Source organism: Chryseobacterium sp. CBTAP 102, assembly GCF_003201365.1.
Taxonomy (GTDB): domain Bacteria; phylum Bacteroidota; class Bacteroidia; order Flavobacteriales; family Weeksellaceae; genus Chryseobacterium; species Chryseobacterium candidae.
Genome location: NZ_QICX01000010.1, coordinates 1 through 15503 on the forward strand (window position 1 = coordinate 1; position 15503 = coordinate 15503).

Annotated in this window: 12 protein-coding genes; 2 read left to right on the forward strand and 10 right to left on the reverse strand. The window is 34.3% G+C overall.

Features of this window, described 5'->3' with window-relative positions:
- Positions 1-985 precede the first annotated feature (985 nt).
- The 4 genes from C8D70_RS14075 to C8D70_RS14090 form a co-directional block, all read right to left on the reverse strand.
- Positions 986-1789, reverse strand: a complete 804-nt coding sequence (locus tag C8D70_RS14075) for a hypothetical protein (protein ID WP_110367714.1) — start codon at positions 1787-1789, stop codon at positions 986-988.
- 340 nt (positions 1790-2129) lie between these two features.
- Positions 2130-3122 carry a helix-turn-helix domain-containing protein gene (locus C8D70_RS14080; RefSeq protein WP_110367715.1) on the reverse strand — a complete coding sequence of 331 codons (993 nt, stop codon included), beginning with the start codon at positions 3120-3122 and terminating at the stop codon, positions 2130-2132.
- Between the two features lie 714 nt (positions 3123-3836).
- The gene (locus C8D70_RS14085; RefSeq protein ID WP_110367716.1) at positions 3837-4454 is read right to left on the reverse strand and encodes a Crp/Fnr family transcriptional regulator; all 618 of its coding nucleotides are present in this window, start codon (positions 4452-4454) and stop codon (positions 3837-3839) included.
- 486 nt (positions 4455-4940) lie between these two features.
- Positions 4941-5984 carry a threonine aldolase family protein gene (locus C8D70_RS14090; protein WP_110367717.1) on the reverse strand — a complete coding sequence of 348 codons (1044 nt, stop codon included), beginning with the start codon at positions 5982-5984 and terminating at the stop codon, positions 4941-4943.
- 740 nt (positions 5985-6724) lie between these two features.
- Here C8D70_RS14090 and C8D70_RS14095 point away from each other — a divergent pair.
- Complete coding sequence (locus C8D70_RS14095; RefSeq protein WP_110367718.1) at positions 6725-7867, forward strand: T9SS type A sorting domain-containing protein; 1143 nt, start codon at positions 6725-6727, stop codon at positions 7865-7867.
- Positions 7868-8195: 328 nt separating this feature from the next.
- On the opposite strand, the gene C8D70_RS14100 is transcribed toward C8D70_RS14095, so the two are convergent.
- The 5 genes from C8D70_RS14100 to C8D70_RS14120 form a co-directional block, all read right to left on the reverse strand.
- Positions 8196-8993: a LuxR C-terminal-related transcriptional regulator gene (locus tag C8D70_RS14100; RefSeq protein WP_110367719.1), complete on the reverse strand. Its 798-nt coding sequence runs from the start codon at positions 8991-8993 to the stop codon at positions 8196-8198.
- A 155-nt stretch (positions 8994-9148) separates the two neighbouring features.
- A complete protein-coding gene (locus C8D70_RS14105) occupies positions 9149-10075 on the reverse strand; it encodes a carbohydrate kinase family protein (RefSeq protein ID WP_317047795.1) in 927 nt (308 codons plus the stop codon).
- Between the two features lie 100 nt (positions 10076-10175).
- A complete protein-coding gene (locus C8D70_RS14110) occupies positions 10176-10907 on the reverse strand; it encodes a hypothetical protein (RefSeq protein ID WP_110367721.1) in 732 nt (243 codons plus the stop codon).
- 20 nt (positions 10908-10927) lie between these two features.
- Positions 10928-12271, reverse strand: a complete 1344-nt coding sequence (locus C8D70_RS14115) for an MFS transporter (protein WP_110367722.1) — start codon at positions 12269-12271, stop codon at positions 10928-10930.
- Positions 12268-13713, reverse strand: a complete 1446-nt coding sequence (locus C8D70_RS14120) for a mannitol dehydrogenase family protein (RefSeq protein WP_110367723.1) — start codon at positions 13711-13713, stop codon at positions 12268-12270. The genes C8D70_RS14115 and C8D70_RS14120 overlap by 4 nt, the downstream gene beginning before the upstream one ends.
- 160 nt (positions 13714-13873) lie before the next feature.
- On the opposite strand from C8D70_RS14120, the gene C8D70_RS14125 reads away from it, so the two are divergent.
- The gene (locus C8D70_RS14125; RefSeq protein ID WP_110367724.1) at positions 13874-14881 is read left to right on the forward strand and encodes a LacI family DNA-binding transcriptional regulator; all 1008 of its coding nucleotides are present in this window, start codon (positions 13874-13876) and stop codon (positions 14879-14881) included.
- A 394-nt stretch (positions 14882-15275) separates the two neighbouring features.
- On the opposite strand, the gene C8D70_RS14130 is transcribed toward C8D70_RS14125, so the two are convergent.
- Positions 15276-15470 (reverse strand): LapA family protein, encoded by a 195-nt coding sequence (locus C8D70_RS14130; RefSeq protein WP_076597626.1) that lies wholly within the window; start codon positions 15468-15470, stop codon positions 15276-15278.
- Between the last annotated feature and the right edge of the window lie 33 nt (positions 15471-15503).

Below are 15503 nucleotides of genomic sequence, written 5' to 3' on the forward strand. Positions count from 1 at the left end.
GGTTAAGTCTTCTCCATTTTTAAAGGACTTATAGAAATCCTTGTTGTTTAATAAGTCTTCTTTGTCTATCATAACTATGTAATGGTTAAAAATAATAAAAAGTTATTTCCGTAAAATTTTTTGAGCTATGAGGGCTCAAAATTTTCCAGAATAACTTTTTAACTTACACAGTTAGTGAGACACTACCAATTCAAACTTTTTGAATATTATTTAAGCTCTTCAAAACGTTATCTATGTATTTTAATAAGTGATAATGTTTCGTTAAGCCAACAAGATAAAATTATTTAATTCTGTAATCCTTTCTAAATCCTCCATTAAATGTTTCGATAATCCTTCGGCTATGGGTACAAAAAACCTCTGAAATCATTTGATTTTCAGAGGTTTTTGCTTTTTAGGATATCAAAAAGGGGACTATTATTTTCTATTATTTAATTTATGTAGTATAATAGGGATCAAGCGCAAAATTTGGGGACTAGGCAAAAAGTTTAGCTAATCTGAATAAGAAGAATGCTTTGTCTTTTACACCGCGGAGCTGCATTCTGAAGTTTTTTATTTTCGCATTGAAAGATTCAGCAGCAGCCATTGGTGCTTCTTTAATCGAAATAATTCAGAATATCCCTGTAATGATTTATTATGGCCTTTCTCAGAGTCTCAAAAGAAGTAAATCCTGACTCTTCCGAGGAAAACTCTTCTCTCAAAATTCCAGATAATGCTTTCTCGATTTGTAAAACACCATAACTTCAATACCCAGTTCTCTTGCCAGCTCCAAAATATTAGACCCCGCATAGCTCAATTGAGCTGTTTGTTTTTTTAAAGCCGGATCATAGATTTTTCGGCCTTATTTCATTTGTTAAAATTAAGATGCTATGCTTATATAACTGGAGGCTAAATTATTATATCCATTTATCCGTATCCTGAGAAAGAGCTTCAAGTCCAATGTCTATAATGTTATAGAGCAGACTTACAATAAAGTACAATATGACAATTAATTAAAAACCTCCATCGTCATGTGAATATGATGGGTGCCATCCCCATAATATCCCCACCAAGTACATCTATACATTTTTCCGTTATGACTAATCAGTGCATTAGCAATTTCATAATTATTATCACCATAAAACATGCTATAGTTACCATCTGCATTTATAAAATTTCCAGTAGGAATAGTTGTATATGGAACTCTACTTGTAGAAAAATTTGTTGAGGAATTAAAAAAAACAAAATCTGTAATTGGGGCACCAGAAACATTTTCTATAAGAGGAGCTATAAGACCTGAAGTTCCTTTGGTGTCGAAAACAGCGTTCATTCTTAAGCCATCAAATTCCGGTACCTGAACAAGAGTAGACGGGCTGTTATTTGTTAAGTATCCAACAACATTATTGTTTTGATTAGTCGGTGGGTTAGTTCCAGTTTGTGTTACATATCCTGATACAGTAGTCATTGTATTATAATTAAACTTAAAGTATAAATGTCTAAAAGTACCGGCATCTACCGGTGATCCGACATTTGTACAAGCCCATACAGGAGCAGCCGGTGTTCCGTTATTAGACATAAGGCACCTTTGATCTGTATCATACACCAAAAGCCCAGTCGCAGGCGATGCTATCTGCAACCTATTTGCACTGCTCATCGCACTCAGCAAGGTTCCTTTATAGCCTGCCGGTGTTTTCCTATCCGTGGGTGCTACGGTAAGATTGGAAGATGCGTCGGGTGATTCTGTATTAATTCCAACTTGAGAAAATAATAGGGTTGAGAAAAATAAGAATACAGGAGAAAATAATGTTTTCATTTTTAAAGTATATTTTGAAATACAAATATATTGTATACATATACTCCCTTCTACATGTTGTTAAATGCTATACTGAAAATCATTTATATTTTATAAACAACTGAAATAAAACACTTTAAAATACTAAATACCGAATTTGATTATTTTTTCTTCATATAAATTTCATCTAAACTTAAAGTTTGAGATTAGTATTAACTGAATGATAGAATTCTGCAGCAGAATTGTGCGTAACGAAACGCAGACTTAGAAAATATCGTTTAGTAAATGCTAAAAACCAGCTCTGAAATTTGAAATTTTAATTGAATGGCAATTATAAAAATACCCTTAAAACTAAACCGGTTTATTGGGAAGAAATTTCCTTATTGTAGTTTTTAATAAATGCCGAAGGGGTGAGGCCTTCAATTTCTTTGAAGACTCTGTTGAATGTAGACTGGTTTTTAAAACCCGATGATGAATAAATGTACATTAACGAATATCTATCTAGATTTTGCTCAATGATCATTTTTTTTGCACTCTCTACTCTGTATCTGTTAAGAAAATAATTAAAATTACATTGAGCATTAATCTTGATGGCTCTAGAGACATAGCTCACATTGCTGTTTAGCTGCAAGGCCAGCCAGGCAACATTAAAATCTTTTTCTAGATAAGATTTGTTGTTTTCAAAATAATACAAAATTTCCTGATACAGTAAATCGTATTTGCGCCCATCTTCGGAAACAGAATTATTCTCGTCTTTTTCCAGAGAAGTTTCATTTGGCATATCATTATCACTGCTACTGATATTCGCTTTCAAGATGAATTTCAATCCACTAATCTTATGTGCGTAATAGGAAATAAAGCAAATCAATAGTAAAATATTTACAATTGAAGAGATATTTACCACCAGGATATTTATATGTGATGGCTTTAGAAATGCCAAATACTTATAAATGTGAGGGGTGATTGCAACTGTCATTACGATTAAAAATAGTATATATACACACCATTTAACAACTATTTTATAATTGTACAATGTATTCAGACCATAAGGGATCAGAAAATACCACAAAAAAACTATAGGCGTTTTTTCCCATAGTACAAGCGAGTACAAAAATAGAAACCAGGAAGTAAAGATGAGGTAAAGATGAAGGAAATGCTCTATACTATCAAATGGCTTATTCTTCACATACAACAAAACAAATATGCCCATAATTAAGGCCGCTAAATTATAATAAGCAAAAAAATAAGCACCCATAAATCCGTATAGAAATACGTGCGCTGTTATGGTTAATATGACTAAAACAATAAGATTGACAAAGAATCTTTTTTTTAGTGCTTTTAACTGTTTAATCATAGTATTTTAGATATAAGGCAAATATTCTTATCAATATACGTGCTTGTAGTAATAATTTTGTTTTGGCGCTTTTTAGATTCCTTTGAAACAACAAGAACACAACTGATATAATGTTGTAATCAAAAGCGTACACTGCCGAATATTTTATTAAAATATAATTTATTTCATATTAGGGATAATTAATAAACTACCCCATTGCAGAGCATCAAAGTATTAAAAATCGAAAAGAGTGAGTTGGGTCTCATATATTTTCTGATACTTTATATCTTTTTAATAACATCTTTATTGCCATACTAACCAACATCTTCAGTAATAAAAGAATTCATATACTTAACTGGAAAAGCCAAATGATAAAGAAGCACGGTTTTTATTATGTTGTTTCAAAATATGATCATTCATAAATCAAAACTAATTCTTTTTCTATTGAAAAACCATCCGTTTTTCAAACTTTGCCTCTTTTAACATCGAGGCTGAGCATCGAGAAATTCTTTAGATTAATTTATAAACTTAGATAATCATTGGTAGAACTTCATTATCTGATAGCTTTTATCATATCAACAAAAAAGATGTTACAAATCATTATTTGTAACACCTAAAACACACATGATGAAAAAAATTTTATTTACAGTACAAAGGTATTGAGTAAATCTATAAAATAACATATGCAATAGATAGTAAATGAAATGATTATATTATCTTTTGTTAATTTTTCAGCTATTTATTGGCAACCCTTCTTCTTATACGGCTCAGACTTTGAGGCGTAATGCCAAGATAGGTGGCAATATCAAGTATTCTCACCCTATTGAAAATAAAGGGTCTGTTGTTGATAAGCTGAAGATAATTCTCTTCCGGCGTATTGCTTTTCAATTGTACCAATTGGTTTAATGACTGTGCAAAGGCCTCTCGCAATATATTCATTTCCAATCTTTCAAAATTAATATTTTCCTTACACAAACTTCTGCTGTCCTCAATATGAAGGGTAAAAACCTCAACATTTTCTATTGCTTTAACTGCAAGATTAGACGGATTCTGCATCATATAGCTTATATAATCTCCGCTCCATTCTCCTTCAAAATTAAAATCAATAATATATTCTCTATCGTTTTTTTCTTCGATATATTTCACTGCACCTTTTGACAGAAAAAAATATTCTTTGCAAATCTCTCCTTTCTTTAGAAGATACTCATTCTTTTTAAAGCTCGTTTGCTTCAGTTTTGATAACTTAATATAAAACTCTTCATCAGAAAGAGGAAAGAAAAAATCCCAGTTTTTTCTTATATCTGCAATCAATTGTCCGGAAAACCCTCTGTTTTCAAATTCAAAATTGTACATAATTATTTTTTGGAATAAAAAAATTTAAAATAAAACAGACTGTGATATTAACGAGTAGATGTATTCTCTTTTTTTATTAAACACCATTTATCGACACAGAAAGTCTTTTTCGAAACCTTCAAATGAAACAAACTGTATGATTACCAAAAGTTTTTATTTAAGGATAGCTTAGAAGTTCATATCCCTTTTTCAGCTTCATTGCAACAGCGTTATACCAAAGTTTCCATAGATTGATTTAATAATTAAAAAAATCTGTATTCAGGAATGATGAAAAACGAATACCCCGATTCTACATACCATTGTCTCATTGAAATGACAGAAATCTGTCATTTGAATTTTAATCTATAGTTATTAATTTAGTAATCTGGTAATAACATTTTAGGGTTGTTTTGATTAAAAGCATTCCATAGTCTGTGGAGGCTTTTTATTTTTTAGCCAAACAGCGGTAGTTCATATGTAAAATAAGTTTACAAAAATCTATCGCACTTAAGAATTATTAATCTTTTCGCCGGACATTGAAATTCTCATTTTAAAATCTTCTAAATCAGAATCACTAATATCCAAATGGGTTACAAATCTGACCAGCTGATCGCCAAATGCAGTACAAAGGATATTTCTTTCTTTCATTTTTACTACAAATTCATTTGCATTACCATCAGCCGGTATCATCATAACGATATTTGTAGCAATGGGAAGTACTTCTTTAGCAAAAGTGCTTGCCTGTAATATTTCGCCGATTTGTTTTGCCCGGCGGTGATCTTCTTTTAATAACTGTATGTTATTATCAAGAGCATATATTCCAGCAGCTGCCAGTGATCCTGCCTGTCTCCAGCCGCCACCCATTAGTTTTCTGAGACGGCGTGTTTTCTCAATAAATTGACGATCACCAATTATTACAGAGCCAACAGGGCATCCAAGACCTTTTGATAAACATATTGAGATACTGTCAAAGACACGCCCATAATCCTCGGGAGACTGAGGTGTTTCTACCAAAGCATTAAAAAGTCTTGCGCCATCTAAATGAAGCTTCAGATTGTTTTTTTGGCAAACTTCCTTGATCTTCTTGATTTCTTCAAAGTCATAATAAGCTCCACCCCCTCTGTTTGTTGTATTTTCTAATGAAACAAGCCTGCTGATAGGCTGGTGTATATCATCTGCATTATTAATGGCCCCTTTCAAAAGTTCTGCGGAAATAATGCCATAGTCTCCATCCAGAGGCTTGACTGAACATAAAGAGTTCACAGAAATCCCACCACCTTCATACAAATAAATATGCGAAGACTTATCGCATATCACCTCATTGCCCGGACTTGTGTGCGCTTTAATTGCCAATTGATTAGACATTGTTCCGCTCACACAAAACAAAGAAGCTTCCATCCCAAACATCCTGGCAACTTTCTCTTCCAACAGCTTAACTGTGGGATCTTCCTTGTACACATCATCGCCTACCTCAGCTTTCTCCATTGCTCTTTTCATATAATCACAAGGTTTTGTGATAGTGTCGCTACGGAGATCAATAATTCTATTCATTATTCTGATTTATATTTTTATTACATTTAAGTTACAAATTAGGAAAAAGCCTATTCAGAACCGATGTATATATTTTCATACAATTCAATATATAACAAAAGATAATCTGATTTTTTCGGAAAAAAAAAAATTGAAAACAGGCCTTAACCTTTAAACAATTAATATGCTATACATCACTACATATGTTATATTGCAAAAATAACAATTGAATAAATGAAAACATCTAGTAGATATCCATTATTTGTTGCAGTTATTTTTGATGATAAAGGTAAAAAACTCCAAAAAGTATTTTTTTTATAGAAGAGATTACAGAATCATTCGAGAAAATTGCAATGACAGTCTAGTTCATTGAGTTTAATTTGGGAAAAGCAGTATATAAATTTCTATACCAAATATATTTTGATGTTTAATTTTCTACTATTACCAAGACAAAGTAAATTAATGCAACAGAAATATAAATTGATAGATTTCCACTATTTGTTTTATATAAACATCTTACTATTTTTCTGTCAATAAAAATATCCAGATAAAAAATAAATATTTTTAGATATCAATCATAAAGAAAGTATAGAAGATAAACTTTATGAACACATAGAAGATATTTCTTAGTGATACTTAACAATCATTTTGAATTGTCACAGCATATAAAAACATCTTAAGTAAAAACCGGACTGAGCGACGTTAGTAATATAAAAATTTTGCATAGTAAAACCTCAAATTTTAATTTTTTAAAAAAATATATGAAAAATAAACTATTATTTTGTTGGCTATTTTTGATGGCTATTATTATTAAAGCTCAAAATAACGATTGTTCAGGGGCTGTACTACTAACGGTTGGTACAAGCTTCTCTTCAGGAGTCGTGAATTCTAGTAATACAGGAGCTACTACCGATGGTCCTGTTGCTTCCTGTAATTCAGACGCAGTTGAAAATGTTTGGTTTAAGGTGGTGGTTCCCGCAAGCGGAAAACTGATGATTGAAACAGGTCAGGTTGCAGGTTCTCTGTTTGATGATTCCGTGCTTACTGTTTACAGTGGGACATGTGGTAATTTAACAGAAATTGATTGTAATGATGACAAATTGCAAGATCTTTTTTCTTCTCTTTCATTAACTGGACAAACTCCGGGTGCTACATTGTATATAAGTGTCTCTAAATATGATGACTATACAGAAAATGGAGAATTCCAAATTTCGGCATATGATTTAATACCAGCAGCCAATGATAATTGCGCAGAAGCAATATCATTATCAGTAGGCACAGACTTTTCTTCTGGTGCAATAACCGCTACGAATCTTACTGCAACTACTGATGGACCTACTGCTTCCTGTAATTCAGACGCAGTTGAAAATGTTTGGTTTAAGGTGGTGGTTCCCGCAAGCGGAAAACTGATGATTGAAACAGATCAGGTTGCAGATTCTCTGTTTGATGATTCCGTGCTTACTGTTTACAGTGGGACATGTGGTAATTTAACAGAAATTGATTGTAATGATGACAAATTGCAAGATTTTTTTTCTTCTCTTTCATTAACTGGACAAACTCCGGGTGCTACATTGTATATAAGTGTTTCTAAATATGATGACAATACAGAAAATGGAGAATTCCAAATTTCAGTATATGACACGACTTCATTAGCAACCAACGAAGTCATACAAAAGAAAAGAGAAATCAATGTATCTCCAAATCCTTTTACTGATCAGCTTACTATATCTGATATATCAGACGTACAATCAATTTCTATTTTTGACCCATCAGGAAAACTTATAAAAACTATTGAAAAACCTTCATCTGTAATTTATTTAACTGATTTAAAAGATGGTTTGTATTTACTTTCTTTAAAAATGAACAGCGGAATTATTAAGACTATTAAAATAATTAAAAAATAATTTTATCCTTAACAAATTATATAAAATCATATTATAGTAATATTAATTAGTTGAACCAAAGTAAAAACTTTTTTACTTTGGTTTTTTTGTTTTGTAGGTTCTCTTTTTTATTTTAGGATGGTTGCGCAATAATAAGTTTAAAAAAAGCGGTATTCATTCCAAACACCTCAGCCTCCTTTTTTCCCAGCAATGACACCATGCAGTCATTTTATATACATCGTCTGCTAATCATATCTGTTCGTAAAGAGCACCATCTCTTCGCGGAAAACCGAACACATTAAAAATGATAATACGATGTATATAAATTTTAAAAGATGTCCTGCTAATCTCATACCATGAGCAGACTGTACTTCATCGTATAGGCAATAAGTTCTGCAGAGGTTTTCGTGTTGGTCTTCTTTCTCAGATTGCTTTTGTGATTTTCCACCGTGTGATAAGATATAAAAAGCCTTTCAGCTATTTGCGGGGTATTCAGTCCTTGAGCCATCAGATTTAGGATCTCCTTTTCGCGAGCAGTGATAGCGGGGATATCAATATCTATTTTTTTGTGTACATTCTGATTCACATGTCTGAAATAATGCACCTCCTTATTAGACATATCAATAACAGATAACAATGGCAGACTTTGAATCTCAAAATGGGACAGATCGTATACTAACACCAGGGAGGCCTGAATTTCATAATTCTCATTTATGCGCTGCAGCGGAGATTGCAATAAAATCCAGCGGTAAACACCTTTTGAATCAAGCATTCTGCCATAATAATTGAACCGAATACCTTTTTTTCCGGACCTTAGGAGGTTGAGCCGCATTGTTGCACTAAAGACAAAAGCCCCCATGATCAGCGGTCTGTCATCCGGATGGAAAAGCCCCATAAAAAAATCGGTATCAGAGTTCACCCAGTCATTTTTTGTAAAAGGAGTAAATTGCTCTATATTTTTACTCACAATCTCCGTCCTCATTTTGATATTGTTTGTGATGAACCAAAAGAAGGGACCTATGGCAAAATTTTCCGCACTTTTTATAGTATCTTCGAAAAACTCATAGTAATTATCATCCAAATTTCCTTTTTTAGAAAAAAAATCAAAAAGTTGTTCAACATTAATAGGATCAATTTTTTTCTTCATAACAGTAAGTGTTTTTATGTTAGCCTAAAATTTAATTTTAAACCATATTTAATTTTAACAAATTCAAATATAAAGCCAAAAAAAACTGCGCTTTAAATTCAATTCAAACAATTAACTTACGAATAATTCAATACTAAGTGAATTTAACAACGAAATCACCATTTAGAAACATTCAAAGCCGATAGTGGATGGGCATCTTTAAATTTTTTAAAATCTTCCTGTGTATATTCGGGGCATGCGCCTTCCTGTGATGTAATAAAAGCTCCTAGGGAAACTGCCTGTGCCATGATCTCATGAGCAGAATCTCCTTTCCCGATTCTTTTGGACAAAAATCCAGCTAAAAATGAGTCACCACTTCCAACAGTATCCCTAACTTCTACAGGTATCGTAGGATAGAGATAAAAATTATCTCCGTCTGTATACAATGCTCCTTTGCTTCCTTTGGAAATGATGATTTCCGGAATCCCAAATTTTTCCTGCAAATACCTGATGCTGTCTTGTTCTGTCTTGTATTCTTTCTTCAAAAAATTAAGTACCAGCCGGAGTTCTGCCTTATTGAATTTTGCCAATTGGGTCTTATGCAGAAGGTCATTAATGGTCCTGATATCATAGTAAGGTGCTCTAAGGTTAATATCAAAAACATTGTAAGGGCTTATTTCAAGCATTTGAAATAATGCGTTCTTTGACTTTTCATTTCGGGTAGCCAATGTCCCAAATACCAATGCATCTGCTGTTTCCACGGATTTTTGGTTTTCCGGGGTAACCTCGATAAAATCCCAAGCCACATTTTCTACAATATCATAGTGGGCCTCATTATTTTTATCCACAGTAGCAATAACGGTGCTTGTGGGATGTTCCTCACTCACCTGGATATCTTCTGTCGGAATTTCCCAGTTTTTAATTTTCCCCAACAGTTCATGGCCAGGCCCGTCATTGCCCACACTACTGATCACTGATACATCTAATCCCATCTTAAAAAGATGATAAGCCACATTGAACGGGGCTCCCCCGATTCTCACTTGGGATTCCGGAAATATGTCCCAAAGAACTTCCCCAAAACAGACTATTTTATGTTTTTTCATTTCTATTATTTATTTAATTATATATTGACAATACTTGAAGACCAAACAAAGCCGGGAAAAAGACTGGTAGCTGAGGTCGCATTTTCTCTCTGATATTATTTTAAAAAGAATAGGCCTGCACCGAAAATTGCAGAAATGCATTATTGTTCACTGGATTCCACATTCCCCATATTCCGATAGGGATCTTGTATCCCTCGATGGTAAAGCTTTTCGAAATGATAAGGCTTATTTCATTGAATCCGGCTTCTTTTGCAAAGAAATTATTCTTTTCACCTCGATTGTTCAGAGCGAAACCATAGCCTATTCTTCCCCGTACTTCCAGATTTTCCTTTTTATATACAGGATATTCACCGAAAACAAAAGAAGAATACTTATTCCCTGTATTTTTACTGTTTCTGTCCCTTCCAAAAACAACGGTATTCCAGCTAAGAATAAGAGGAAACTGATCACTGATGGTATAGTAAGACCTCAGATCCCAGAATCTTCCGGTTTCTGCTGCAGAATAATTAAAGAACTCTTTGTTATTGTATAGTGCATCAGGCGAGAAATTGTAGATATCCCACAGTTCAAGCACCAGATGTTTATTTTTGTAGCCTATATAATTATTGAATTCCTTATAAGAGCCATCTGCATTACCTCCTGCCCAAAAGCCTCCGTAGAAATTTTCAAAGTCCAGATGAACATCTCCGGTATAGATCAATCCCGCAGAAACTTCTAATCCTCTCCAAAGATGGCTGTTCCTGAGCTGCAATGCGGAATGTATTTCCTGCGCACTCAATGACATGCTTCCAACAATTATTGAAAAAGCAAGCAGCAATTTATATTTTATCATGATCTGTTTTTTTATAAATATCAGATAAGATCCTTTTCTCGTACTTTAGACCCAAATAAAGCATATCCAAGCATCAGTAATTCACAGATTACGGTAAGAGACCATGTCCATCTCCATGATCCGAAAATATCTGCCAAACCTCCCTGAATAAGGGTGAAAATAGCTCCCCCGAATACAGCAGAAATAAATATTCCGGAAGCTTTTGAGGTATATTTGTTTAATCCTTTTATGGAAAGTGAATAAATACAGCTCCACATAGAGGAATGCAGTAAACCTATAGCCACCAGAAACCAAAGATTTTGTGTAATCATAGAAACCAGGGCAAGTATAGCAGCCAAAATCGTTGTGACAATCAACTGTGTCCTTGCTGATATTTTGTTAAAAAAACTGGATATTGATCTTCCTACAAGAAATCCTCCCCAATAGAGGGTAGATAATAAAGCATGGATTCCAAAATCTACTCCGCCGATAATAATATCTGTTTTCCCAAAGAAATTGATAGGATGCCCTGAATCCATCAGCTCAAAAGCATAGAGATTAATATTAGCACCTATCGCAACCTCTGTTCCTACGTAAAAAAATATGGCACCTACCCCTAAAACAAAGTGCCTGAAAGACCAGATGCTCCTTTCCAGCTTCTCCCCATCTACAGCTCTGGTATTCGCAATATCCGGAAGATGAAGTCTTTTAGTAACCAAAATAATAATCAGGATGCACAGGATGAGCATAGAAAGTGGAAACAATAATTGTTTGATCTCTATATTTTCAATGGAAATACCACTAAACATCACTACTGTAACAAAGAAAGGTGCTGACGTGGTTCCTATAGAATTGATTGCTGTCAAAATATTCAACCGCTGTACTGGCTGAGTGCCTTTCATCTCATAAGATGCAGCATAAGGGTTGACCACTACCTGGATAACTGCCGCTGATGTTCCCATCAAATAAGACCCAATGATAAAAATGATAAAGCCCAAAGGAATAATGGCATCCCTGATGCTGAATTTCAAATCTGGATATTGAGTTCCCATCCAAGATGAGCACAGATACATAAACAGCCCCGAGATCATAAAAAGAAGTCCCCGCAAAATTGTGTTTTTGTATCCGTAAGCATTGACCCATTTACTTCCCAAAGTCCCGTTCAGCAGGTAACCCAAAAAGAAGAAAAAGGTGGTAAGTGTCGTCAATGTGTTTCTAAGACTGCCAGCATGGCTGAGAAATGTAAATTTTAAGGGGGCCTGCAGCTGTTCGTTTACGGTAGTCAAAAATCCGACAATGAAATAAATGAATGTAATAATTGCAAATGGAAGAACAGCATGATTATGCTTTCCTCCTGATGGCTGTATATCTGGTTGTATAATCATGGTAATTTATTTAGAATTGATTGTAAAACAGGACTGGTTCCCTGATTCTTAATTTCATCTGCAAACCGCGCGTATAGCTTCACAAATTTATCCGAAGACCTTAGTCCAGTACTATTAAAAGATGACAGTTCTAAAAAGTCTAACGGTTCAACGCTTAAGATCAGTTTCTCATCATCCGGAGTCAGCCAAGGCTCAGAAACCTCATAAGAATTCCCTTTGTCATCCTTTTTGTATTTGAGATAATGCCTGTAGGCAGCGATAAGAAAAGCAAGTCTTGTAAGGTCTGCATCGGCTTTAATCATTTTGTCCAGATTTGGCGTGATATACACCGGAAATTTTGAGATCCCGTCAAAACACAACCTTGCCACCTGATCGCTCACACTTTGATTAGAGAATCTTTCGAGAAGCGTTTTTTTGTATTCTTTCAGGTTTGTATTTTTAGGAACAGGAACAAAAGGGGTGATATCAATATCCATAAAATCACGAACAAACTTTTTGAGATTCTGGTTTTCCATGGCTTGGTCCACTTTACGGTATCCCATAAGAAAAGAAGGGTAAGAGAGCAGGGTGTGTGAAGCATTTAAAAGGCTCAGTTTCATATTCTCAAAAGCTGTCACATCATCTGTAAATTCCACTCCAACTCTTTCCCATTCAGGTCTTCCGGCAATAAAGTCATCCTCTATTACCCATTGTATGAAATCTTCACAGTAAACAGGAGCCAGGTCCGCAATTCCGCTGGAGCTGTTCAGTCTGGTAATATCTTCAGAAGTTGTGGACGGAGTAATGCGGTCTACCATGCTGTTGGGAAAGGTAACATGGTTTTTTACCCATTCTGCAAGATCTTTGTCCCAGGCTTGTATAAATTCGGTAAAAGCTTGCTTAGACGTGTTACCATTATGCTGTAGATTATCACAGGAAAGAATCGTAACGCCTCCGTTATTCCTCATTTTCCTCCTGCTCAGACCTTCTGCGATGAATCCGAAAACAGTGGAAGGATTTTCAGTATTGCGCAGATCCTCCTGAATTTTTTTATCTGCTAACAAAAATTTGCCTGTTTCCTTATCAAGATTATATCCTCCTTCCGTAATCGTTAAGGTGATTATTTTAACATTGCTGTCTGCAATTTTTTCTTTCACCGCTTCCGGATCTTCAATCCCCCAGATGAGTTCATTTAATGATCCTATTTTGTAGACTTGATTTGTTTCATTTCTTCCACATACTGTAAGTGTATAATCAAGATTCTGAGCTTTAAGGTCATTGATAATCTTTTCATCGGAAGGCAATAGGCATACTCCACAGATTCCCCATTGCTGCTGGTCTTCAAATTCCAATAATTTATTGGTGTAAAACTGCTGATGAGCTCTATGGAAATTTCCTACACCAATGTGTAAAATTCCCGTCTTTATCTTTTGAGGATCATAATGATAAGAAATGGTATTCATAGGTAAATTCTTAGTAAATTAGTGAATGGGTTAAAACTATATTAACAATCTGTTCACATTTCATTTTTTTTATAAAATTTCTATTGGGAACGTTCTCAAAATTCCGGGCACGTTCCCAATTGCCGATTTTTTTTATTAATTTTAACAAAAACATAGTCCCATGAAGCGAGCAACCATTAAAGATTTGTCAAAATTTTTGTCATTATCTACCTCTACCATCTCCCGGGCACTGCTTAATGATAAAAATGTAAATTTTGAAACGCGTCAACGGGTACTGGATGCTGCAGATCAGTTAGGATATAAACCTAATCTGACTGCTCTGAATTTAAAGTCCGGAAAATCAAAGACAATAGGGATTGTGGTCCCCGAGATGGTGACTCCTTTTTCGGCAAAGGTGCTTGAAGGGATTCAGAATGTGCTATATCCTTTAGGCTACAGACTTGTGATCACCCAATGTGATGAGAATCCGCTAATCGAAAGGGAAAACCTGGAACTTCTGGAAGGATTTGATGTAGACGGGATCATTATCAATGTATGTCATGAAACCTTTAATAATGATATATACAGGCGTATAATGGGACAGGGAATTCCTTTGGTTTTTTTCGACAGAATTCCCGATAAAGCTCTGGATGTTTCAAAGGTAATTGTGGATGATTATATTAAAACATCTCTAATGGTGGAGCATCTCGTTGAAACCGGTAGAAAAAGAATAGCGTATATCATGGGACCGCCAACAATCAGAAATGTCAGAGAACGATTTAACGGATATAAGCGTATTGTGGATAAATACGGTATCTTTGATGAGCGTCTGATTACCCAAACGGAAGGAATGACTTTTAATGATGGGAGAAATGCGATACAGCAGTTATTAGATAAAAAGGTAGAGTTTGACAGTGTCTTTGCATTCAGTGATACCCTGGCAATTGGAGCTATGAATTTTCTTCTTGAAAAGAGTCTAAGAATTCCCGGTGACGTAGCCGTTGCAAGTTTTTCAGGAACTGAATTATCTACGATGGTTTATCCTCAACTGACCAGTGTGCAGCAACCCTTAACAAAAATGGGTGAAATTGCAGCAGAACTAATCTTAGAAAAAATAAAAGATAATTCTACACCAAGCAAAACTGTTTCTCTGGATGCATTATTGGTATTCAGAACATCAACTTTGTAAAAAATACCAGGTAAAAACATACTTACATGTACCGCAAATCAGCTTTACTACATATAACAATCTCTATTACTTGCAGACAACCAACACCTTATATTTTTAGTTTCATATATAAAAATGTATGATTGTCCATAAGAGTTCAATCAAAAAAATGAAAGCTGCCCCCTGCACAAATGCCCAATCGATGAACTTCAACCCGACTTTGAACATTGCTTTGTTAGCAGTTCGTTGTTTATATCACACCATATACTCCTGAATTAGCTCCTGATATTGTCTATATGAAATAACTTCATCATTTGCGTTATCCGGGTGTGTACGATGCGTATTTAATGAAATGCTTACGCAAGGGGTATTTTTTTCCGTTGTTAATCTTTGTAGCAGTTCTTTTAATGCTATGTTATTTTTTTCTGTTAAATGATTTTGCGGTGTAAAATCCTATGAAGAATACAATAGCGATAAGTATTACCAACGGTAACTCAAAACTAAATACTGTAAATTTTACTTTGACATTTTCAAGGTTTTGACCAATAAAAACCAAAAGTAAAATCAATAAAGCGATATCGATAACTTGACGGATAGAAATGTTTTTCATCAGTATTATTTTTTAAAGTTCAGTCATTCTTTT

What these genes read in the sequence shown, in the direction of transcription:
- C8D70_RS14075 (WP_110367714.1), bottom strand. Translation starts at nt 1,789, where the DNA reads ATGAAAACATTATTTTCTCCTGTATTCTTATTTTTCTCAACCCTATTA.
- C8D70_RS14080 (WP_110367715.1), bottom strand. Translation starts at nt 3,122, where the DNA reads ATGATTAAACAGTTAAAAGCACTAAAAAAAAGATTCTTTGTCAATCTT.
- C8D70_RS14085 (WP_110367716.1), bottom strand. Translation starts at nt 4,454, where the DNA reads ATGTACAATTTTGAATTTGAAAACAGAGGGTTTTCCGGACAATTGATT.
- C8D70_RS14090 (WP_110367717.1), bottom strand. Translation starts at nt 5,984, where the DNA reads ATGAATAGAATTATTGATCTCCGTAGCGACACTATCACAAAACCTTGT.
- C8D70_RS14095 (WP_110367718.1), top strand. Translation starts at nt 6,725, where the DNA reads ATGAAAAATAAACTATTATTTTGTTGGCTATTTTTGATGGCTATTATT.
- C8D70_RS14100 (WP_110367719.1), bottom strand. Translation starts at nt 8,993, where the DNA reads ATGAAGAAAAAAATTGATCCTATTAATGTTGAACAACTTTTTGATTTT.
- C8D70_RS14105 (WP_317047795.1), bottom strand. Translation starts at nt 10,075, where the DNA reads ATGAAAAAACATAAAATAGTCTGTTTTGGGGAAGTTCTTTGGGACATA.
- C8D70_RS14110 (WP_110367721.1), bottom strand. Translation starts at nt 10,907, where the DNA reads ATGATAAAATATAAATTGCTGCTTGCTTTTTCAATAATTGTTGGAAGC.
- C8D70_RS14115 (WP_110367722.1), bottom strand. Translation starts at nt 12,271, where the DNA reads ATGATTATACAACCAGATATACAGCCATCAGGAGGAAAGCATAATCAT.
- C8D70_RS14120 (WP_110367723.1), bottom strand. Translation starts at nt 13,713, where the DNA reads ATGAATACCATTTCTTATCATTATGATCCTCAAAAGATAAAGACGGGA.
- C8D70_RS14125 (WP_110367724.1), top strand. Translation starts at nt 13,874, where the DNA reads ATGAAGCGAGCAACCATTAAAGATTTGTCAAAATTTTTGTCATTATCT.
- C8D70_RS14130 (WP_076597626.1), bottom strand. Translation starts at nt 15,470, where the DNA reads ATGAAAAACATTTCTATCCGTCAAGTTATCGATATCGCTTTATTGATT.